The organism is Oceaniferula marina, from assembly GCF_013391475.1.
Lineage (GTDB): Bacteria > Verrucomicrobiota > Verrucomicrobiia > Verrucomicrobiales > Akkermansiaceae > Oceaniferula > Oceaniferula marina.
In genome coordinates this window covers 73,495-94,901 of sequence record NZ_JACBAZ010000011.1, presented here as the reverse complement: position 1 = coordinate 94,901, position 21,407 = coordinate 73,495, and the positions used below count along the sequence as shown (strand labels likewise).

The window sequence follows — 21,407 nt, the reverse complement described above, 5'->3', positions numbered from 1 at the left end:
GCGTGCCCTCCCTTCGGAGCGGCGGGCGGAACCTACTCAAAATTTCATTTTCCGCAAGATCTTTCTGCATCAAATTACAACTTTTTTACCACCCCCTTCACAACCCCCTGATTTACAAGGGAAAGACCAAATCATTTTTTAAAGCTCATGGACTCAAAACGGTGCTTAAGAAAACTTAAATTCCCACCTGGATGCAGTTTAGTGTCGGTTTTAAAGCTCCAGAGGGCCTTCCATCACTGTAGAAAATAAGAAGAAACCCTCCAATTGATGATGCATCTCGTTGATGGCGTCACGAACTTAGAAAAGCTTCGGAGGCATGCGCCACGCCAGAAATCACCCATGGGTATAGGTCATCCAAATGACTACTGGTGTAAATCCAGAGAATGCATGGTTTTTTTCCAGCGTTTGGAAAACCCCCGATTGGATCCAGACAATTTCTCGGCAGCAAGACGAGCCTTATCCTCCAAGCCACACAACCAGGCATAACAAATCGCCAATTCCGTGTGCATTTGCCCTTCAGCCGTCGACAAGCTGGGTTTTAAGAGGTTTTGAAAAATCGAAATCACACTATCTGGTGCGATTCCACCCCATGGAACAAACTCATCCTTATCGCCAAGCTTCATCACCAGCCCACCGGCCTTGGCAGACACAATTTTCTGATAAACCTTTGTTTTGTCATTCACAGACTGAATTTCCAGATCGAGCCCCGAGGGTGGAACCCTCTCCTCAAGCAAGCCAAGAAAAAGAGCAGAAGAATCCGAAAGGTAAATAAGAGCTGTCAACAGCTCCGGGGTAGCACTCTCTGGTTTTGCTTTTTGCAACAATCCCGCAGCCTCGGCAAATTTAGACTCACTTAAACACGCTTGAACCTTCGGCTTAACCAACTCGTATGCATCCTCCCCCTGCCCGGTGACACTAGCAGGATCATGATCCACCACTTGAACTGGCTCCTTCATCGACTTCACCAGCCGCAGCGTGCGCAATTGCCAGACCCGGACGTGAAACCGAGCCCGGCCGTTGGTCTCAAGTTGATTCAGCTGCTTCTTGAGCTCCCGGAGCCGGGCCTCTGCCATCTCCAGAGAAGCAAGGTCCGAAACATCTGCCAGTGGGGCTAGTTTCCGATAATCAGACAAATACCACCTCGCAACTTCCCGATAAGCCAGTAAAGGACTCCCCACAGGCAATGGATGCGTTTCGACTTGCTCAAATAAATCAACTGCCTGAGGCCAAGCGCCGAGTTCCCAATTCTTTAACGCGAGCGCCATCAGATGCACGACGGCCATGGGCTCCGAGCCGACAGAAGGCTCTCTCACCACCTGAGGAGCCCCCAGAACTTTCGCAATTGGGACAAATTCAGGATTACCCTGGGGTGACTCGATATGGCGGTTAAACCGCGACAAAGCCTGTTCCTTCTCAGCCGAGTCACCTTTCAAGCAGACCGCAATCACGGACTCCAACCTGACCCATGTAGAAAGAGGCTCATGCAAAGAATCGTCTTTAGCCAGACGATCAAATTTCTTGCGAGCATCATCAAACTTCTTCTGCTTCAGCAAGGAATGCGCTGAGCGGAACAATTTGCTGATTCTGGCCGCAGCCTCAGGATCAAACCCTCCGCCTTGATCCATCTGATCCAGAACTTCCAAATCATCAACTCCGGCCACAGCGCCCGACCCACCTCCGGCATCCTCGCCGCCCCCACGATTCATCAACATATAGGCTGCCGCAGCGACCAATAAAACCGCCACGACGGCAGCCGCGATCAATCCGCCGAGCCCTTGCTTGCTTTTCAACCTGCGTCGGATCCTGTCCTGGCTATGAATAGGTTCCTCAGCCCCTCCTCCACGCAATGCCTGGGACGCGGCATTCCACGCGTCCTCCATTTCAGCGTATGATGCAAAACGGTCTTCCGGACGAAGTTGCATCGCCTTATCAACGAGATAACAGGTGGCAGGGTTCAACCATGGGGCCACCTCCGCCAATGGTGAAATATGTTCTTTGGCTTTACGCACTGCGCGCGTCGACTTTACATCATGTGGCAATGGAGCCTTTCCGGAAAGAGCATGGTAAAGAGTCGCGCCAAGGGCGTAGATATCACTTCGAAAGTCCTCCTCCTCCCCATCCAAGGCCTCAGGCGGGACATAATATGGCGTTGCCCAGACTTCATCAGCCTTAACCGCCCCACCCATCGTCACCAAGGCCAATCCGAAATCAACGATTTTGACATGCCCACCTTCATCAAAGAGGATGTTGCCAGGCTTCACATCCCGGTGAATCAAGCCTGCAGACTTGGCTGCCCTTAATCCGGAAATAATTTCCAGTGCGATAGGCAACAACTCATCTTCGCTAATCGCCCCCCCCTTGGAAATCTTTTGCTCCAGATTTTCACCCGCCACCATCTCCATCGCAATGTAGTAGTGGCCAAAACTTTGCCCGACCGTAAAGACGCGCACGATATGCGGGTGGCTGAGCGCGGCTGTAATCTTTGCCTCACGCTCAAACTCCTCCATTCGCTTGGCATCACGAGAGTAGTCCTCATTCAGGATCTTGATGGCAACATCTCGCTCCAAAGTGGTATCGCGGGCAAGAAACACCATGCTCATTCCGCCAGCCGCGTGCCGATTAGTCAATAAATAGTGACCCATCTCGCACTTCACCCGGGTGTGATGTCCACAATCCGGACACACCACGTTGGTGTACGGGTCCATAGCTGAAATATCCATTTTACAGCCACAGGCGCTGCAATGCGCTATGTCTTGAACCACTTCACTCATGCTTTATTGAAAGCTACCCAGCGATTTTTAATTTGGAAACTCAAAAAGTTAAGAGATCCAGCAAAAAACAAACAAACAGGCCTTCCGAACGATTAGTCAGTGAGAGAACCAAGACGAAGACCAGAAAATTTCCATATCGACCTCAAAAGGATTCAACGCCACAATCCCATCATGGGCCACACTCAGACAAGCACACACTCCACAGCCGTCGGATACATCCTCTGGATTTTTGGTTTCCTCGGAGCCCACCGGTTTTATTTTGGCAAACAAATAACCGGGGTTATCTGGTTCTTCACCTTCGGCCTGTTTTTCATTGGCTGGATCATCGACCTCTTTTTGATCCCCTCGTTGGCCAAACAAGCCAGCACACGCTATCAAAAGGGGCGTTACGATTACACCGCGGCATGGATTCTCCAAACCTTCCTCGGAGTCTTTGGAGCGCATCGATTTTATCTGGGAAAAATCGGAACAGGCATTCTTTGGTTCTTTACAGCCGGTCTCTTTGGAATCGGCTATATCTACGACTACTTCAGCTTAAATGCTCAAGTCGACCAAGCCAACCGAAGCTAAAGCTCGGGCGCCCCGGGCAACCTGACCGTAAAGCAAGTCATCTGCCCGGGAACCGAGCTTGCCGAGATATCCCCGCCATGGGCTTCCACAGCCCGCACCACAATCGACAGGCCTAGGCCCGTCCCTTTGATTTCGCTTTGGGAGTGGTGCTTTTGAACCCGATAAAAACGTTTGAAAATATAGGGTAAATCGGCAGAAGGGATGCCGACGCCGTCATCACATACCGACACAATCAGCTCACCATCCTTACGGTATCCCTTGACGGTCACACGAAGTCCTGGAGCCGGGTTTTGCTTTAAAGCATTCTCAATCAAGTTGAAAATAACCTGCGTCCAATAAAAACGATCTCCGGACAAGGACAAATCCGTTGGCTGGATCTCCATCACCACCGATGCCGATTGCTTGACAATCATCGGCTCTAAGCGATCCACGACGTCCTGAACACAAGACCGGAAATCGAACTCTTCGACATTCAAGGCCATTGAATCCCCGGACTCCATTTTGGAAATCATTAACATATCTTCCACCAATCTGGAAATACGCTCCCCATGCTTGCGCATCGTCTCCAAAAACTTCCTCGCCATTTTAGGCTCATCCAGCACATTGTCATCCAACAGATTTTCAAGGTATCCGTTGATAATCGACATCGGAGTCCTCAGCTCATGGGATGCGTTTGCAACAAAATCACGCCTGACCTGATCCGCCTTGTACTCAGCGGTCACATCCCGAATCACAACGCGAGTGATGGCATGATCCTCGCCGTCTTGAGCATAACCAGACAAGGGGGCCGCATCAATCTCCCAGGCACTGATCCCATCTTCGCCAGCCGCCCCCAAAGGGGTGTAGGAGGAATGCAAAACGACACGATCCTGCATAGGCTGCCCAGTGCGAATACACTTCATGATGGCAACAGAAAGCTGGTCGTCGAGGAACGCTTCCATGATGCTATGTCCGATCAACTTTCGGCCTCGAACCAAGGATTTGGCACAGGCATTGGCAAAAATGATCTGACTGGTTTCACCAACCAATAAAAACGCATCGCCAAGCGCATCCAACAGCTCGTCACGTTCCCGCAATGCCTCACGCCGAACCCTCTGGTTTAACTTACCCTGAAGCTCTCGCTCGTTTTGATGTTGGCGATGCTGATAGGCTGCCCAAGCAAGCGTGATCAGCACGATCACAATGAGTAATAATTCTAACATGAAATCAGCCTATGCTCGTATCTCTTCTACCTATTCGCTGTCAATTTTAACGCGATATCCTACACCACGCATCGTTTCAAGACAGTCCATACGCTCGCCAAGCTTACGGCGCAAGCGTTTCATGTGAGTATCCAAGGTCCGACTATGCACATCCCCGCTGTATCCCATCACATCCTTCAACAAATCGTGACGATCTTGAGCGACATTTTTACGTTCACACAGATAAAGCATCAGTTTGAACTCCGTGGCTGTCAAATCACAGCGCTCACCATCCACATAAAAAAGCAGTGAGTTTTTAATAAAGCGGAACGGACCACAAACCAGCTCAGCTCCACTTTCCGTGTGACTTGACCGCTTTAATAGGTTTTTCACCCGAAGAACCAACTCTTTCGGGCTGAAAGGCTTGGTCATATAATCATCAGCCCCCAGCTCAAGGCCCTGGATTTTATCCTCCGTTTGGCCTCTGGCGGTCAGCATGATCACTGGTATTTTTCGGGTGGAGGCCTCCCGCCTCAACTCTTTGAACAAAGCGATCCCGTCCATCCCCGGCATCATCAAATCCAGAACGATCAGATCAGGCAAACCTTCTTTGGCTTTGGCCAGCCCCCTCAATCCGTCATGAGCCAACTCAACCTCAAAATCGCTGCGCTGTAAATTAAACGAAACAAGTTCCGCGATATCTTCTTCATCCTCGATGATTAAAATGGTCTGCATGTATTTTGATTTTAGTTACATCCCTATCTAGCCCAGCTTCGAAGCTATCACACCCCCTAGGGTGTGACAATTTAGACACAAGCCGTCACCATTCACGAATTTGCCATCAATGGCGCTGCTTCTTTCAATGTGTCTCTTTTGTAACCTAGTATTTTTTGCCTCACGAACACAAAAATGCGAAATAATGCACGTCGTCAGACAAAACGACGGCATTCACAACAACTAGACAACCCAACAACTTATAATAAGAAGATGAAAATGATCCAATCCACAGCGGCCGCCATCGCAGCCCTCGCCATGACGGCATCGGTCCAAGCTGATTCCAAAATCGTGATCAAAGGTTCTGACACCCTCGGTGCCAAGCTCGTTCCCCAGCTCAAAGAGGCATATGTCCAAGCGGGCAACAAGGTGGACATCGAAATTCAAGCGCAGGGTTCTTCACACGCGTTCAGCAACCTTCTTGCCGGATCGGCAGACATTGGAATGTCCAGCCGCAAGGTCAAAGATTCTGAAACCGACAAGTTCAACGCCGCTGGAAAAAAACTCGTTGAGCATGTTGCCGCATGGGACATGATCGCCGTCATCGTCAACGATAAGAACCCAGTCCGCAAGCTGACCCTCAAACAAATCGAAGGTATTTTCACTGGTGACATCACGGACTGGAGTCAGGTCGGAGGCAAAAGCGGCAAGATCTCGGTCTATACACGCAACACCTCATCCGGAACCTACAAGAGCTTCCAAAAACTCGGCATGTCCAAGCGCGATTACGCCACCCACTGCCAGAAAATGGAAGGCAACCAGCAAATTGCCACCGAGGTTTCCAAAAACCCACTCGGCATCGGCTACGTTGGACTCGCCTACTCCAAGGGTGAGAGCTACCGCGCGGTTAAGGTCGACAACGTCGCTGCAAGCCCGAGCAAAGTGGCTAAGTATCCACTTGCCCGTAAGCTCTTCTACTACACCATCGGCGAACCTGCCGGTGAATCAGCCAAATTTCTGGATTGGGCCACATCAAGTGACAAAGCTGCCGAGGTCGTCGGAACAGTTGGATTCATCCCAACCTCCGCAGCCAAGTAAGGCTTGAGGGCTCGCCCACAAAAACAAACGCCGTCCCGGAGCCATCCGGGGTGGCGTTTTTTTCTGCAAAGAGGCGTCCTATGCTTGCGCTGAAAAATGAGGGAGCATCTACAGCCCGGACGTCCATGCATCGCGCAACAAGCCCATGATCACAATGTCTTCGTATTCGCCGTCGTGACAACGCCCCCGCTTTTTACAACCTTCCCATTCAAATCCCATGTCCAGGTACAATGCACGGGCTCTAGCGTTAGAAGAAAAAACTTCCAACTCGACACGCTCTACCCCTTTAGCAAAGGCATCATCAAGCGTCACCTGCAATAGCTTCCTACCTATCCCTTTCCCACGAAACTCCTGAATCACCCCCATCCCCAAATGACCGACGTGACCAAGACCTGCCCGCTCATAGCGAGTGATATCACACCAGCCAACAACACGATCATCGGAAACCGCGTAATACTGCGACCATCCTTTTTGGATGATCTCCCTGACAAAATCTCTCGTCCCCGTCCGATTCGGACCTTTGATGAAGATTAAATACTTTTCTTCCCTCGCAACCTCATCAAGAGCAGACCAAAAAGAATCGGCTCGAGCCTCCGAAGCAAACTCAATATTCACATGCTCTTTCATGTCGTCAACATGAGCAATCACCATAAAAATACGAGCCTGATTTAAGGATCGGTTCCAACAATCTGCCAGAGATCATCCTGGCAACGAAGAGGCCAAGCAAAAAAGCTAACAATTATCCCGAATATAGGCTTCACAAAGTGCCACAGTAGCAGCAATTCCCTTTTTATGTGTACGCTCGGTACTATGGGATGACGCCACCCCGGGGCCAATCAAAGCCACTCTAAAATCATTCCCTGCAGCACGGGCCGCAGAACCGTCCGAACCATAATAGGGGTACACATCCTGATGATACGCAAGCCCGGCATCTTTAGCCAACTCAACGAGCCGCTTGCGCATGGCGTAATCATATGGGCCGGTCGAATCCTTAACACAGATCGAACATGCCGTCTCCTCACCTGCACAGGCATCACCAAGAACGCCCATATCGATCACAAGTAATTCCTCAACGCCTTCGGAATACCCACACGTTCCACCGTGCCCAACCTCTTCATAGTTGGAGAAAAACAACTCCACCGGGATATTGGCATCTTTAAAAATACGAGCTAACTCAAATAACACATAACACCCGGCTTTATTGTCCAGAAATCGGGATTTGATGTAACCGCTCTCAAGTTCTTCATAGTTTGGATATAAACAAACGATATCACCGGTCTCAACACCCAGGTCCTTGACCTCCTTCTCAGAGGAAACCTCTTCATCCAGTCGGATATGCATCGTCTCCAGACTTCGCTCGGAACTCTCACGCTTTTTATTGGTATGGGCTGAGGGGTCATTCAACAGTATCGTTCCGGTAAAAACACAACCATCCAAGGTATGGATTCTGACATACTCACCTTCCGCTCCAGTCAGAGAAAGCCCTCCGATGGGGGAAAATTTCAGTGAACCGTCAGCATTCACCCCGGAAACAATCGCCCCCAACGTATCGACATGAGCCGCAATCGCAAGCTTGGGAGCATCCCCCAAAGCACAGCGCACAGCCCCCTTGGTAGTCAATTCAGCTTCCAAGCCGTATTGCTGTAAGTGATCGACAATAAACTGACAGGCCTTCTCGGTGAATCCTGAGGGTGAATCAATCGCAACCAATTGCTCCAAGGAGCTGTAATCCAAATCTTTCATCATGTTTCAAAGGGCTCATGACAGCGATCGGCTCAAGTGCCAAGCTCAGAAATAGCAATCCGTCAAAAAATCGGCCTCCACCCGATGATTGGCCAAGAGAGGCTCAAAAAGCCAAGCATTCAGAGTTCTCCGGAGCATGTGACAAATCCGACACAATCCGTCAGGGCACACGAAAAAACCAATGTGACGAATGTGACACAATCTCCTCCTTCGTATGGAATAGAAGGCGTGGCAGCTTCCCGCCGTGCCAACAACCAGTTCATCTGAAAAACCCAACCCATCCCGCATCTTTTCGGGCAAACGTGGCGTGCGACTGCTCGGTTTAAAAATGACAGCTGACGGTAGCGTCAAAGGGTTCTTTGGAGGCAATGCTTATCTCGCCATTGTCTTCCTCCTGTTCATCTGCCTCTTCCTACTGAGAGCGGCCATCGGGTTCTTCCCTGGCTATAAGGTAGAGCTTCGTGAAGATCGGCAGTCTGGTATCGAATTTGTAAACCTTCTCAAACAAGAGGTCGCCGGTCACACCGCACTGTTGCGGAAAATGGATATCGCTTACATCGCAGAAAAGCGCGCCCGTTACAGTAAAGAGGAAGCGGTCATTCTCCTCTACAACCGATTTGAAGGCGTCGTTGACGATCATCTCGAAGAACAAATCTACGGTCTCGCCGAAATTGAGGATGCGAGTAAAAAAGAAAAAGAAAAACAACAACTCCGTGACGCCGTTCGCCAACACTGTCTGAATCTTTCCGATGATGAAATCGCCCTAACCCTTTCGCCACTCGAAATCAAAACGGCCCCTCAGGAAAGCATTGAGCAGGCCATCGCACTGGCAACCACCTACGCACTAACGGAAGCCGAAACGCCCGATGAAATCGACCAGCTTCAAAACGCCATCCGTGACGGCATGGGATCCTTTACCCAGGCACTGGCAGAAATGAGATCGGCGGGAAATGCCATCGGAGAACTCGAGCGCAAGTTAGCTGATAAGGCAAAGGAAACCTCCGACCTTCTGAAGCGCCAACGTGAAATTCCCAAACGTATCGCGGCCCTCCGAGAAGGAGCATCCAAAATCAACGACCCGAAAGAGCGCGAAGAGAAGCTCGAAACAGCCAAACAACTTGAAAATGGCCTGAACAACCATGTCGATATCGACGAACGAGCCACGGTCTTCTACGCCTCCATCTCCGAACACCATGACATCGTGGACAAAATGGTCTCCGACTTACTCGAGAGCAAAAAGCTCATCCCCACAACACTCAGCTCCAACGAGGCCAAATCACTTGCTAGTGAATTAAAAGAACTCATCCCCGCATTTCAGAACATCCTCGAAAAAAACAAAGAAAAACTCGCTGAGTGGAAACACGACGAGCCCATTGGCACCACCACAGCGGTCAAAGCCTTTTTCTTTGGCACCGAGTGGCAAACCAACAGTTCGTGGCAAGATGTCTACGGTATTCTTCCTCTCTTGACCGGCTCCCTTCTCATTGCGGGGGTCTCCTTGCTTTTCGCTGTGCCCGTGGCCCTTGGTGCGGCCATCTACGTCAATCAGTTCAGTCACCACCGTGAAGCCGCCCTCCTCAAGCCGGCCATTGAATTTGTCCAGGCTATCCCATCGGTCGTGCTTGGACTCTTCGGGGTTCTCGTCCTAGCGGGGCTTCTCAAGGATGCCAGTGCCCACCCCCTACTCTCCTGGATTCCGGGCTTCCCCATTCAAGAGCGACTCAACGTTTTGCTCGCCGCACTGCTACTCGCGTTCATGGCAGCGCCAACGATCTTCACCCTTGCTGAAGACGCTCTGAACAACGTTCCCCGGGCCTATTCGGAAGCCTCCCTCGCCATGGGCGCCACGCGGCTGCAAACAGCCTTAAAAGTGGTCCTCCCCTCAGCGGTTTCCGGTATCATTGCCGCTGTATTACTCGGGTTTGGCCGGGTCATCGGCGAAACCATGGTCGTCCTACTTGTCGCAGGAAACAAAGCCGCCATTCCCGAATTTTCCTCGGGCCTTGGGGTGGTCACCCAGCCGGTTCACACCATGACGAGCATTATCGCCCAGGAGTGCGGAGAGGTGGAAACTGGCTCCCTGCATTACATGGCACTGTTCATGGTCGGGCTCATTCTTTTTCTGATCTCACTCAGCGTGAACAGCTACTGCCAGCGTGTGCTGAAAAAGAGCACAAAATAGCGCCTCCCTTTACCTGATCCTAACTCACCTCATCTTCATCATCATGAGCTCAGCCCATTCAACCCCATCACCCCATCCATTTAAAAGCACCGGTGGCCTTAACAAATGGTCGGAACGAGGTCTCACCACCATCTTTGCCTCTTGTGCCTATTTGATTATTCTTTGTGCTCTGTTTATTTTCTTCGATATCGGACGCAAAGGGCTTCCCACATTTTTCAAATCGGAGGCTCCCTTTATCAATACCGAGTTCTTCACCGAGAACCCTCAAACACTCGTCACCTTTCACGATGCCGATGGCAAGGAATACGCCATGTCATCCAAGAATTTTGATACGTGGACCAAAGCCAACCCACAAATTCAGGTAGTGAATGAACATCGCCTCAATTACAGTGCGGGAGGCATCCTCAACCCACTCGCGGGCACCGCACTCTTGGTCATTTTATGTATGACCATCGCCTTGTTCATCGGCGTTGCTGCAGCGGTCTACCTGAGTGAATACTGTGGCCAAGGCCGGCTGATGTCTGCGATCCGCTTATCGATTCTCAACCTGGCCGGTGTGCCTTCCATTGTGTTTGCTCTCTTTGGTTGGGGCGTTTTCTGCTACATGGCGCCCATTCTGGTATCCGAGGTCTCAGACAGATCCCTGCTATCGTTCAAAGTTTCGAGCGAAAGCTACCTCAGCTTCGAGGGCTGGGGAACATCCCTGATATCCGGAGCCTTCACCCTGGCCATCATGGTTCTCCCAGTCATTATTACAGCATGTGAAGAATCCCTCCGAGCCGTCCCCAAAGGCTTCCGCGAAGCCTCATTCGCACTCGGGTCGACCAAGTGGCAAACCATCCGCAAGGCAGTCCTTCCTTATGCCCTACCCGGCATCATGACCGCATCCATTCTTGGGATCACCCGAGTGGCTGGAGAAACCGCGCCGATCATGCTAACCGCCGCAGCCACGGACAAAAACAACCTCCCCTGGGAAGGTCTGGATGGCACTTGGAGTTTCTTCGGCCAATCCGTGCAAGCCTTACCCTTCCATATTTATACACTTGCGAAGCTCCCGGACGACCCTCTGAGCAAACCCATGCAGAATGGGGCAACCCTCGCGTTCCTTCTTCTGGTCATGGGCTTCGCCATGCTCTCTATCATCCTCCGTAACCGGGTCCGGAAAAAACTCAAATGGTAAGCTCCCAATCATTCGCCCACCTGCGCCCAACCATTTCACTAACCACTACCTTTGCCATGACTGCCACACTCAAAGCACCCGTCGATCTCGACGTATCAAAAGCGTCAGCATCCACTGCCACAAAAGAAACCGCCACCAGCTCTCCGGCCACCATCGAAGCTCCAAAAACGGTGATTGAAATCGACCAGCTTTCATTCAGCTACGACCAAGGGAAGAGCAACACCTTAAAGAGCATATCCTTGGACATCCCAGCCAACCAGGTCACCGCCTTCATCGGCCCCTCAGGTTGTGGTAAATCCACCTTACTCCGCTGCCTGAACCGGATGAACGATCTGATTGAAACGGCATGTATCACCGAAGGCGAAATCCGCATTCTCGGTCACGACATCCACAGCCGGGATGTCGACGCCATCGAACTGCGCAAGCATGTCGGTATGATCTTCCAGAAATACAACCCCTTCCCAAAAAGCATTTTTGAAAACGTCGCCTACGGGCTCCGGATCCAAGGTGAACGGCGGAAGAAAGTGCTCGGGGAAGCCGTTGAGCGCAGCCTGCGAGGTGCTGCCTTGTGGGACGAAGTCAAAGATCGTCTGCACGACAACGCCCTTGGACTGTCCGGAGGACAGCAACAGCGTCTCTGCATCGCCCGCACCATCGCCGTGCAACCCAAGATCATTCTGATGGACGAACCCTGCTCAGCTCTCGACCCCATTGCCACCGCCAAAGTGGAAGAATTGATGAATGAGCTCCGCAAGGAATTTACCATCGTCATCGTCACCCACTCTATGCAGCAAGCCAGCCGAATCTCAGATAACACGGCGTTTTTCTACCTCGGTGAACTGATTGAATATGACAAAACAAGCACCATTTTCTCGAACCCAGGCCACTCACAAACGGAAGACTACATCAGCGGCCGATTCGGCTAACCCACCCTAACCATTCACCACTTCATTCGAACCACCGAATCGATCACACAAACCCACCACACATATCATGGAACCAGGAGGACACATACTCAGCACATTCGACGAAGCCCTCAGAGAGCTCAAGGAAAAGACCATTGGCATGGGCGCAGCAACCCAGCGCAATTTGCAAAATGCCATGCGCGGCCTGCTTGAGCGGGATAAAGAACTCTGCAACCAGGCCATCGCCGACGATGACGACGAAGATCGACTCGAAATCGAAATCGACCGTATGGGCATGAACCTGATCATCAAGTTCCGCCCCTTGGCAAGCGACCTCAGAATGGTGATCGCCTCCATGAAAACCTCCTCCCACTTGGAGCGCATCTCGGACCAAGCCGTCAGTATCGCCAAACGAGCTCGTAAAATGCTCAAAAATCCAGAACTCCACGAGCTCTCACAAATTGAAGGCCTCTATCAAGTCTCGGCCGGCATGCTCGCTGACGCGCTGATTGCCTACACAGACAACAACACGCAGATGGCTCTCAAAGTGATCGAACAGGAAAAATCACTGAAAAAAACCCACAAGACAACCTCCAGAGCACTCTCCAAAAAGCTGGAAGGTGAGACATCTCAGTATCGTGACTATCTCGATCTGGTTTTCATCTGTCGCTGGCTTGAGCGCGTCGGCAACCTTGCCATCAACATCGCCGAGGATGTTGTCTTCGAGGAGACATCCACGGATATTCGCCACGGAGGGGAAATCCCGGCCGGGATCTAGCGTCGACCGACGTATTGCCCCTCCAACAAACGCCTGCACAACATTTCGCTCTGCAAGCTTATTCCCTTGTGTCCAGCATAGGGAAATTCTAAGCTTCCGGTATGTCGAACCCACCCCGCTACGCCGCCATTCTGCTTGGCACGGCTCTGGCACTTTTTCTCAAGGCATGCACGCTTATCCCTCCTAACCCTGACCGCCCCGTCACGCAGGTCATTACGCCTCCCACATCGAGCCCACTCACTCAAACAGCCAAAACCATTCAAGCCAATGGCTCAAGGCATCAATCTCACTTCCTCCTGGTGAACAGCGCCTCTGAGGCCATGAAGTGGCGACTTGCCATGATCGACTCAGCCACAGGCTCGATCGACATCCAGACTTTCCTCTGGGCCAACGACCATTGCGGAGCTCTGATCTTCAACCGCTTGATTCAGGCCGCCAAACGGGGAGTTCGAATCAGACTTCTGGTAGATGACATTTGGTTAACCGCCAACGATCAAAACCTGTCATCGCTTTGCCAGCACCCCCATATCAATATCCGCCTCTATAACCCCAGCAGGGTGAGAAACAGCAAATTCGGGCAAGCCGCGTATTTCCTCAACAATTACAGGACGATGAATCGGCGCATGCACAACAAAACTTTCATCGCCGATGGCGTCATGGCGATTCACGGAGGTCGCAACGTTGGCAATCAATATTTCGGACTCGCGAAAACCTACAACTTCCGGGACCTCGATGTTATCTCCACCGGCCCGGTTCTCAAGCAGATCAAACACGAATTCGACCAGTTCTGGAACAGCCCCCAGGCCTACCCTGCCGAAGAACTTGCCCATAGCCCTGGCTTAGAGACCATCACCGAAGAAATCCGCGAATTGAACCAAAGGGTCAATAAACAAGGCCACGATATTCTGAGTTCCTACCCCACCTCGCGAAAAGACTGGAGTGATCGACTCACAACTCTGCCATCCCGTATGACTCCCGGAAGCGCCCGCTTCGTCAGTGACATTCCCGACACCGATGATAACAAAACCAGAATCATGGTCGATGAACTCGGCAAAATGCTGAACAAGGCGAAAAAGGAAATCATCGTCGTCTCTCCCTATTTTATCCCCTATAAACAATCACTCGACGGCTTAAGGGAAGCCACAGCTAAAGGAGTTAAAGTCAAAATCCTCGTCCCATCGATGGGGGCCAACAACCATACCCCGGCCCACAGCCATTATCGAAAATACCGCAAACGCATTCTCGAAGCCGGAGCCGAGCTCTACGAGTATAATTTCCAACCATCCGAGCCGCAGCGCTCCCTCTGTGATGTGTCTCCCGCAAGGGCCGAGTGGATCGGCCTGCACATGAAAACCATGATCGCCGACCGCCAACACTGCTACATCGGAACCTTAAACCTCGACCCCCGGGCGATGAATATCAATACCGAAGAAGGCCTCATCATCAACTCCCCAGCCCTCGGAAAGGAACTGGCAAGTCTCATCGACGAAGCTCTGCTCCCGGAAAACTCCTGGCAACTCAGACTCAATGACAAAGGAAAAATCCGCTGGCACGGAAAAGAAGCCGAGCCTCTCCGTCGACAACCAGCCCGAAGCGGCATGCAACGATTCATCGATGCCATCGCCCGCTGGGTCCCCATTGAAAAAGAGCTCTAGCCACCACGATGAAACGACATGGGAACAACGGTAATTATCTCGTCATTCAGTCTCTTCCGTCTTGATTCTTAGCACTTTCATCTTACATAGACATCCATGACAACGCAGTACGATTTCGACCGCATCATTCCGCGCCGTGGTACAGGCTCCCTGAAATGGGACAAATTCTCCGAACTCGACCCGTTCTGGGTCGCCGATATGGATTTCACTGCACCTCCTGAGGTGCTGGAGGCCATTCAGAGCCGTCTTTCCCACGGAGTGCTCGGATACGCTGTCCCGCACCAAGGACTCGTCGAAAGCCTGCAAACATACATGCTGAACAGACACAGCATCGTGGTCGAAGATCAGGAAATTGTCCACCTCGGCGGACTGGTCTGTGCGCTGTCATTGATCGCCCGTGCCTTTGGCAAGCCTGGTGAGGCGATTATGACGTGCACCCCGATCTATCCTCCCTTCCTCGGCGTGCACCACGATATCGGCATGAAGTGCATCACGGCCCCTCACATTCAAACCGAAGGACGATGGGAGTTCGACTGGGATGCCATGGAGGCGACCGTCACCCCGGAAACCAAAATCTTCCTCCTCAGCAACCCGCAAAACCCACTCGGTCGTGTGTTTACGGCGCAGGAGGTCAAACAACTCGCCGAGTTCTGCGAGCGGCACGATCTCATTCTGGTCTCTGACGAAATCCACTGCGATCTGATCCTCGATGAATCCAGCACCCCGCACGTTTGCGCTGCCGGACTCCCTGAGGAATTACAGAAACGCATCATCACCCTGCTCGCACCAAGCAAAACCTACAACATCGCCGGTCTGGGATACGCCTTTGCTGTCATCAAAGATGATGCCCTGCGCAGCCGGTTCACGGCCGCTCGTGGTCACATCCTGCCGGAAATCAACTGTCTCGCCTACTACGCAGCCGAATCCGCATACCGCGACGGCGAAAACTGGCGTCAGGCACTGCTTGCCTATCTCAGAAAAAACCGCGACACCATTACAGAGTTTGTTCGCACCCGTCTTCCCGGCTGTGCCATTCCCGATATCGAGGCCACCTACCTGGCCTGGATCGACTGCCGGGCTCTCGACCTCGACACCCCGGCCGACCGGTTTGAAAAAGAAGCCTCGCTCTATCTCTCCGATGGAAATTTCTTTGGCGCACCTGGCCACGTTCGCTTCAATTACGGCTGCCCACACAGCCGATTGCTTGAAGGGCTGGAGAAAATGGCTAATGTCATTGCCTAACGCGCAAAAATTATTATCGTCACTGCCAGTCATGAAGATTGTACGTCTGTTCTCCTTACTCGTCCTTGCCCTGCCAGCCACAACCTCCGCTGAGCTTGAAAATGAAATTCAATGGGGGGTGGAAGCGGTCACCGGCTATCGAAGCGACTATATCTACCGCGGATTTGAACTCGCTGAAAGCACTCTGGATTTTCAACTAGAGGCGGAAGTCGCCCTGTCGGACACCCTGGCCCTCAACATCGGTGGCTGGTATGCCACTGAAACCGGATCAGGAGATTTCGATGAAGTGGCAGGATTCCTCAAACTCCACCATCAGACCACCGAACATCTCACGCTGGGAGCCAGCGCCACCTACCGCGACTTCAACAACTCCCTGTTTGAAGAAGGAGTCGATCTCGGCCTTACGGCCACTTGGAATTTCTGTCGCGATTTCGGCATAACTCTCGGAGGCTACTACGACACTGGCGCCGAAGGCTGGTATGGCAACCTTGAAAGCTACTGGACCAAACCTGTATCAGATAAAGCCTTCTTCGCTCTAAAAACCGGAATCAGCGCCGTGGACAGCTACTACGATCGGGACGGATTCAATGATGTCTACGCTCGGGCTTCCCTAACCTACAATATTTCCGATACCGTATCCGTCACTCCCTTTATCGGTGGCTCGGCACTTCTGGACAGCGATGACATTGGCGACGACACCGCATTTGGCGGCATCTGGTTCGAGGTCAGGTTCTAAATTGTAGGACAGGTTTGCAACCTGTCGACAGGCTTTGAGAACATCAAGCCAAGGACGGATCTGACTCCAAGACCAACCAAGCCCACCCTTACCATTCCCCATCGAAGCCGACAGGTTAAAAACCTGTCCTACTTTCTGCCGTTCCATGTCCACCCTTGGTGATCAATTCAAAGCCTGGCTTGCCACTGGACGGACTGCCAACCTGCCCACGGTCTGGAGTAATGTGCTGGTTTATTTTTTGATCTGTCATTCGGGATCCCTCCCCCCCACCCCCGTCTTTTTTCTGATCCACACGATCATTTCCATGTCGCTGCTCTATCTCGGAGGCTGCATCCTGGGAGATGTCGTGGATAAAAAATTCGACAGCATTCATCGCCCCAACCGCCCACTCCCGAACGGGATCATCAAAGCACCCACCGCTTTGATGGCGGCGATCTTATTCCTAGCGATTGGTTGGTTCCTAACGCTTGCATCCTACCCCATTCACCTCATACTTTTTGAGGAGAACGGGCTAAGCTTTTGCTCTGAACTTTTTCACGAAAAAGAATGGGCGTGGCTGTTCCCTGCTGACATTGTTAAGACCAGCTCATTATTGTGCCTCTGCATCTTGGCCTATGCCTTGTTCCATAAAAAAATGGGCAAAGGCTCCCCCATTCTCATGGCCGCCTGCCGTAGTCTGCTTGTCTTAACTGTCATCGTCATATCGCTCCCGAATCTATATGGCAAAGGGATGGCTTGGCCCACTCCATGGATCTTCATTCCGGTAGTGGCAGTAGGTTTATACACCTACTTACTATCAACCGTCGCGGCCACCGAATCTTCCCCCAAGCCATACTCTCGCCAAAAACTACTGGGCTCGATCTTTGTCTGTTTACCCATCTTCGCCATTGGACTCTTTCATGCCTATCAGTTTTCTTCCCAATCCATTCTCCGGCTGGCAGACACCCGATATGACCTCCCCCTGAGCCCCCCGTCCTATCTGCTTCTGGCAAGTGCACTTCTCATCTACATGGTCTGGAGTTTGAGAGCGATGAAACATCTCAATCACTCCAAGCCCACATTCGTCTCCCATGCCCTTGCCGGGTTCTGCCTGCTTGACGCTTGCATCGCTGCCACCTTTTCCATCCCCGCAGCCGTTATCTGCTTCGGACTGTTTGGCTTGGCTCTATTATTGCAGAAAATCGCCCCGGCCACCTGAGCCTCCCTTTTCTTCTCGATCGTTGATCCGACTGCATCACGATTCGTGCTTTCGATAGAAAATTCACCTGATCCCTGTGATTCGTGATTCCTAATCACGAGAAAATTGGTTATTAGTATCAATATGCCAGCCAAGCAGAAGCGCAAATGCATCTCCCACCTGACCGTTGCCGAGTTTTTTGAACGTCACGCCAAGGCCCTCAAACTCACCCTGCAAGGGGAATCGGTCGGTTTTAACCGCAAAATCATCGAACCCACGATTAACCACCCTGGTCTGGCGCTCGCCGGCCACCTTTCCTATTTTGCCTACAAACGTATTCAGGTGCTTGGCAACTCAGAACAATCATTCCTGAGCAAACGAACGGATGAAGAGCGAATCGATTGCTTCCGCGAAATATGCAAACGCAACATCCCCTGCATCGTCACCTCACGGGGTAAGGAACTGACCCCGGAACTACTGAAAGTCGCACATGAGGAAGGCGTTGCCGTTTTTACTACACCGCTGGTCACCATGAAGTTTGTCAACTCCGCCACCCTGCTTCTGGAAGATGACTTCGCCCAATCCACCACCCGACACGGGTGTATGATCGATTACCGTGGGGTTGGCGTATTGATCATGGGCGACAGTGGCGTAGGGAAAAGCGAAGTCGCAATCGGGCTACTCGAACGTGGGGGCGCCCTGGTAGCAGACGATATGGTCATTCTCCGAAAAGTCGGCAACGAACTGATTGCCAGCACCAAAGAGTTTTCCCGAGGATTCATTGAAATGCGAGGCATCGGCATCGTCAATGTGGCCAACCTGTTTGGTCTGGGGAGCATCCGCCCCCACAAGCGACTCGATCTCGTCATCACACTCAAACCCTACTCCGACCTCAACAAAGTCGACCGCTTGGGTGTGAACCGGGAAACCTACACCATCCTCGACTGGGAAGTCACCCACGTCGAAATCCCAGTGGCCCCTGGACGCGATACTGCTCGCCTCGTAGCGACCACCTGCCTCGAGCACCAACTCCGCAATATGGGCTATGATATGGCGGCTGAATTCAATCAGCGATTGCTAGATAAAATGGCACCGGAAAGCCCAGGAAACGCAATCTAAACGACCCCAGTCAATCAGGTGTTTGAAAAAAACTCACCCGGATTGGATGAAAATAAAAAATTTCCCTTCCCCCGTGTCTCTCTCTTCTCTAGGATCACGGCACCGGAATCAGCAACACTTCCTCCACAGACAATGCCAACTGCCGAATTCACCGTCACCAATAAATTGGGCATCCATGCCCGTCCCGCAGCCCAGTTTGTTAAGACTGCAAGCCAATTCACTTGCGATATTCAGGTAGAAAAAGACGATGAACAAGCTGACGGCAAATCCATCATGGGCCTGATGATGCTCGCTGCCGGCCATGGATCCATCCTCATCATCACCACAGATGGCGATGATGCCGACGATGCCCTTGAGGCACTGGGCAACCTGATCAGCAACAATTTCGAAGCCTGATCTCCGGAAACCGACGGTCCACATCGGGCCTCAAACGCATCTTCCCCTAGCAGGAATCGGTGCCCGGACGATGCCGAAACCGGATGGAGACGACCTGCCATTCATCTTCTCGGTAGACTTCTTGACTCCCCCGAATCAAGTGTGCAGACTAACCACACATGCAGAACGAGGATCAGGAAACCATTATTCAAGGCACCGCGGGATCTCCCGGGATCGCCTTCGGTCCCGTGCACGTTGCGGCTCGTGGATTCTCCGCACCCGACGTCTACGAAATCCCTGCCTCGCAAATCGCCAACGAGCAGAAGCGGTTCGAACAAGCGGTCGAGATCACTAAGAAGCAACTCGATGAACTGCGTCAACACATCGAAAACCTCTCAGGCGACGGCAGCGAAAAAATTTTTGAAGCCCACGTTATGGTGCTTGAAGACCCGTCGCTGATCAGACGTGTCAATGAGGCCATTACAGACCGCTGCCAAAATGCGGAATATGCATTCTACGCCGTCATGCAGAACTTCCTGGAATCAATGCGCCGGCTCAATGACAGTTATTTCAAGGAACGGGCGGCCGATATCGACGATGTCTGCCAACGGGTGCTGCGCAATTTTCAGTTCGATACGCCAAGCCAGCAGATTGAGCGCCCGGACCACAAACATATCATGGTCGCTTATGACCTGACCCCCAGTGACACGGCGATGATCGACCGGGCCAATGTGCAAGGTTTTGCCACCGAACAGGGCAGCGTCAACTCACACACCGCCATCCTTGCCCGATCGCTTGGCATCCCAGCGGTTGTCGGATTGGAAAATGTCATTATCGACACCCAGACCCTGACCGAAGCCATCCTCGATGGATACACGGGAAAACTCATCCTCAACCCAAGCGCCGAAACGGTCCGTTTCTACCAGGATCAGGCGGAAAGTAAAAAGTCCGCCCTGAAAAAGCTGGAGGGCCTTCGAGAAAAAAACACCACAACCTCGGACGGGCGTCGAATCACCCTCTCTGCCAACATCGAATTCACCAATGAATTACCGATGGTCCAACAGTCCGGAGCAGAAGGTGTCGGACTATTCCGCACCGAGTTTTATCTACTGGAAGGTGGGGAAATGCCCGATGAGCAGCAACAAACCGAAGTATACACCGAGGTAGCGGAGGCCACGAGCCCCCACCAAGCGATCATCCGCACCCTCGATGCCGGAGGTGATAAAATCCCGGCCGAACCCCTCTCCCACCCGGAACCCAATCCTTTCCTTGGTTGGCGGGGTATCCGGGTATCACTGACCCGAACCGCGTTGTTCAAAGAACAGCTCCGAGCCATCCTCCGAGCCAGCACCCACGGAAAACTTGGCATTATGTTTCCCATGATTTCCGGGTTACGGGAAGTTCGCACGGCCAAAGATCTACTGAAGCAATGCATGGATGAGCTTCATCGCGAAAACGTGCCATTCGATGAAAAGATCGAAACGGGCGTGATGATTGAAATTCCATCTGCGGCCATGATGGCCAATGAAATCGCACGCGAGGTCGACTTTTTCTCTATCGGAACCAATGATTTGATCCAGTACACTGTGGCCGTCGACCGGGTCAACCACTACGTTGCCCACCTCTACAAACCCACCCACCCAGCAGTCATCCGACTGATGGATATTACCGTCAAGGCGGCCAAGGACAACGGTATCTGGACCGGCGTCTGCGGTGAAATGGCCAGTGATCTGATGCTGACCCCCCTTCTCGTCGGGCTCGGCATTGATGAACTCTCGGTCGGATCCCACATGCTGCCCAGTATCAAAAAAGCCGTTCGTTCACTCTCCAGTGCCGAATGCACCGAGGCCATGCAGGATATTCTCTCTGCCTCCTCCAGCCCGGATATCCACAGGGTCTCAAGCGAAATGGCCCAACGTTGCTACCCGGAGCTGCTCGCATAATCATCCCGTCACCTCCCCTTTGTGTGACGCAATCCGTA

Annotated in this window: 18 protein-coding genes; 13 read left to right on the top strand and 5 right to left on the bottom strand. The window is 52.1% G+C overall.

Translation table 11 applies throughout. The features are described from left to right. Positions 1-362: 362 nt before the first annotated feature. On the bottom strand, positions 363-2,705 hold the full coding sequence (locus HW115_RS17540; RefSeq protein ID WP_178934468.1) for a serine/threonine-protein kinase: 2,343 nt from the start codon (positions 2,703-2,705) through the stop codon (positions 363-365). A gap of 237 nt (positions 2,706-2,942) precedes the next feature. On the opposite strand from HW115_RS17540, the gene HW115_RS17535 reads away from it, so the two are divergent. Further along, positions 2,943-3,341, top strand: a complete 399-nt coding sequence (locus tag HW115_RS17535) for an NINE protein (RefSeq protein ID WP_178934466.1) — start codon at positions 2,943-2,945, stop codon at positions 3,339-3,341. On the opposite strand, the gene HW115_RS17530 is transcribed toward HW115_RS17535, so the two are convergent. Together HW115_RS17530 and HW115_RS17525 are read right to left on the bottom strand one after the other, a co-directional pair. Next, positions 3,338-4,543, bottom strand: coding sequence for an ATP-binding protein (locus HW115_RS17530; protein WP_178934464.1), 1,206 nt, complete (start codon positions 4,541-4,543; stop codon positions 3,338-3,340). The two genes, HW115_RS17535 and HW115_RS17530, sit on opposite strands and share 4 nt — an antisense overlap. Before the next feature lie 30 nt (positions 4,544-4,573). Then, positions 4,574-5,257, bottom strand: coding sequence for a response regulator transcription factor (locus tag HW115_RS17525; RefSeq protein WP_178934462.1), 684 nt, complete (start codon positions 5,255-5,257; stop codon positions 4,574-4,576). A gap of 252 nt (positions 5,258-5,509) precedes the next feature. Here HW115_RS17525 and HW115_RS17520 point away from each other — a divergent pair, with 252 nt between their 5' ends. Further along, a complete protein-coding gene (locus tag HW115_RS17520) occupies positions 5,510-6,334 on the top strand; it encodes a phosphate ABC transporter substrate-binding protein (protein WP_227021631.1) in 825 nt (274 codons plus the stop codon). Between the two features lie 108 nt (positions 6,335-6,442). Here the strand turns inward: HW115_RS17520 and HW115_RS17515 are convergent, their stop codons facing one another. Further along, a complete protein-coding gene (locus HW115_RS17515) occupies positions 6,443-6,961 on the bottom strand; it encodes a GNAT family N-acetyltransferase (protein WP_178934460.1) in 519 nt (172 codons plus the stop codon). A 105-nt stretch (positions 6,962-7,066) separates the two neighbouring features. Continuing rightward, the gene (locus HW115_RS17510) at positions 7,067-8,080 is read right to left on the bottom strand and encodes a M42 family metallopeptidase (RefSeq protein WP_227021630.1); all 1,014 of its coding nucleotides are present in this window, start codon (positions 8,078-8,080) and stop codon (positions 7,067-7,069) included. Positions 8,081-8,321: 241 nt separating this feature from the next. On the opposite strand from HW115_RS17510, the gene pstC reads away from it, so the two are divergent. From pstC to ptsP, 11 genes are all read left to right on the top strand, one after another. Further along, a complete protein-coding gene (pstC, locus tag HW115_RS20125; protein WP_319609414.1) occupies positions 8,322-10,259 on the top strand; it encodes a phosphate ABC transporter permease subunit PstC in 1,938 nt (645 codons plus the stop codon). 43 nt (positions 10,260-10,302) lie between these two features. Continuing rightward, on the top strand, positions 10,303-11,439 hold the full coding sequence (locus tag HW115_RS17500; protein ID WP_178934458.1) for a PstA family ABC transporter permease: 1,137 nt from the start codon (positions 10,303-10,305) through the stop codon (positions 11,437-11,439). Between the two features lie 56 nt (positions 11,440-11,495). Then, positions 11,496-12,365 carry a phosphate ABC transporter ATP-binding protein PstB gene (pstB, locus tag HW115_RS17495; protein WP_178934456.1) on the top strand — a complete coding sequence of 290 codons (870 nt, stop codon included), beginning with the start codon at positions 11,496-11,498 and terminating at the stop codon, positions 12,363-12,365. A 67-nt stretch (positions 12,366-12,432) separates the two neighbouring features. Next, positions 12,433-13,122: a phosphate signaling complex protein PhoU gene (gene phoU, locus HW115_RS17490; RefSeq protein WP_178934454.1), complete on the top strand. Its 690-nt coding sequence runs from the start codon at positions 12,433-12,435 to the stop codon at positions 13,120-13,122. A gap of 101 nt (positions 13,123-13,223) precedes the next feature. Then, positions 13,224-14,777, top strand: coding sequence for a phospholipase D-like domain-containing protein (locus tag HW115_RS17485; protein WP_178934452.1), 1,554 nt, complete (start codon positions 13,224-13,226; stop codon positions 14,775-14,777). Between the two features lie 96 nt (positions 14,778-14,873). Next, positions 14,874-16,019 carry a MalY/PatB family protein gene (locus HW115_RS17480; protein ID WP_178934450.1) on the top strand — a complete coding sequence of 382 codons (1,146 nt, stop codon included), beginning with the start codon at positions 14,874-14,876 and terminating at the stop codon, positions 16,017-16,019. 31 nt (positions 16,020-16,050) lie between these two features. Then, positions 16,051-16,755 (top strand): hypothetical protein, encoded by a 705-nt coding sequence (locus HW115_RS17475; protein ID WP_178934448.1) that lies wholly within the window; start codon positions 16,051-16,053, stop codon positions 16,753-16,755. A 145-nt stretch (positions 16,756-16,900) separates the two neighbouring features. After that, complete coding sequence (locus tag HW115_RS17470; RefSeq protein ID WP_178934446.1) at positions 16,901-17,953, top strand: UbiA family prenyltransferase; 1,053 nt, start codon at positions 16,901-16,903, stop codon at positions 17,951-17,953. 123 nt (positions 17,954-18,076) lie between these two features. Continuing rightward, positions 18,077-19,051: an HPr(Ser) kinase/phosphatase gene (gene hprK, locus HW115_RS17465; protein ID WP_178934444.1), complete on the top strand. Its 975-nt coding sequence runs from the start codon at positions 18,077-18,079 to the stop codon at positions 19,049-19,051. Between the two features lie 132 nt (positions 19,052-19,183). After that, complete coding sequence (locus tag HW115_RS17460; protein WP_178934442.1) at positions 19,184-19,447, top strand: HPr family phosphocarrier protein; 264 nt, start codon at positions 19,184-19,186, stop codon at positions 19,445-19,447. A gap of 158 nt (positions 19,448-19,605) precedes the next feature. Continuing rightward, positions 19,606-21,369: a phosphoenolpyruvate--protein phosphotransferase gene (gene ptsP / locus HW115_RS17455; RefSeq protein WP_178934441.1), complete on the top strand. Its 1,764-nt coding sequence runs from the start codon at positions 19,606-19,608 to the stop codon at positions 21,367-21,369. Positions 21,370-21,407 lie beyond the last annotated feature (38 nt).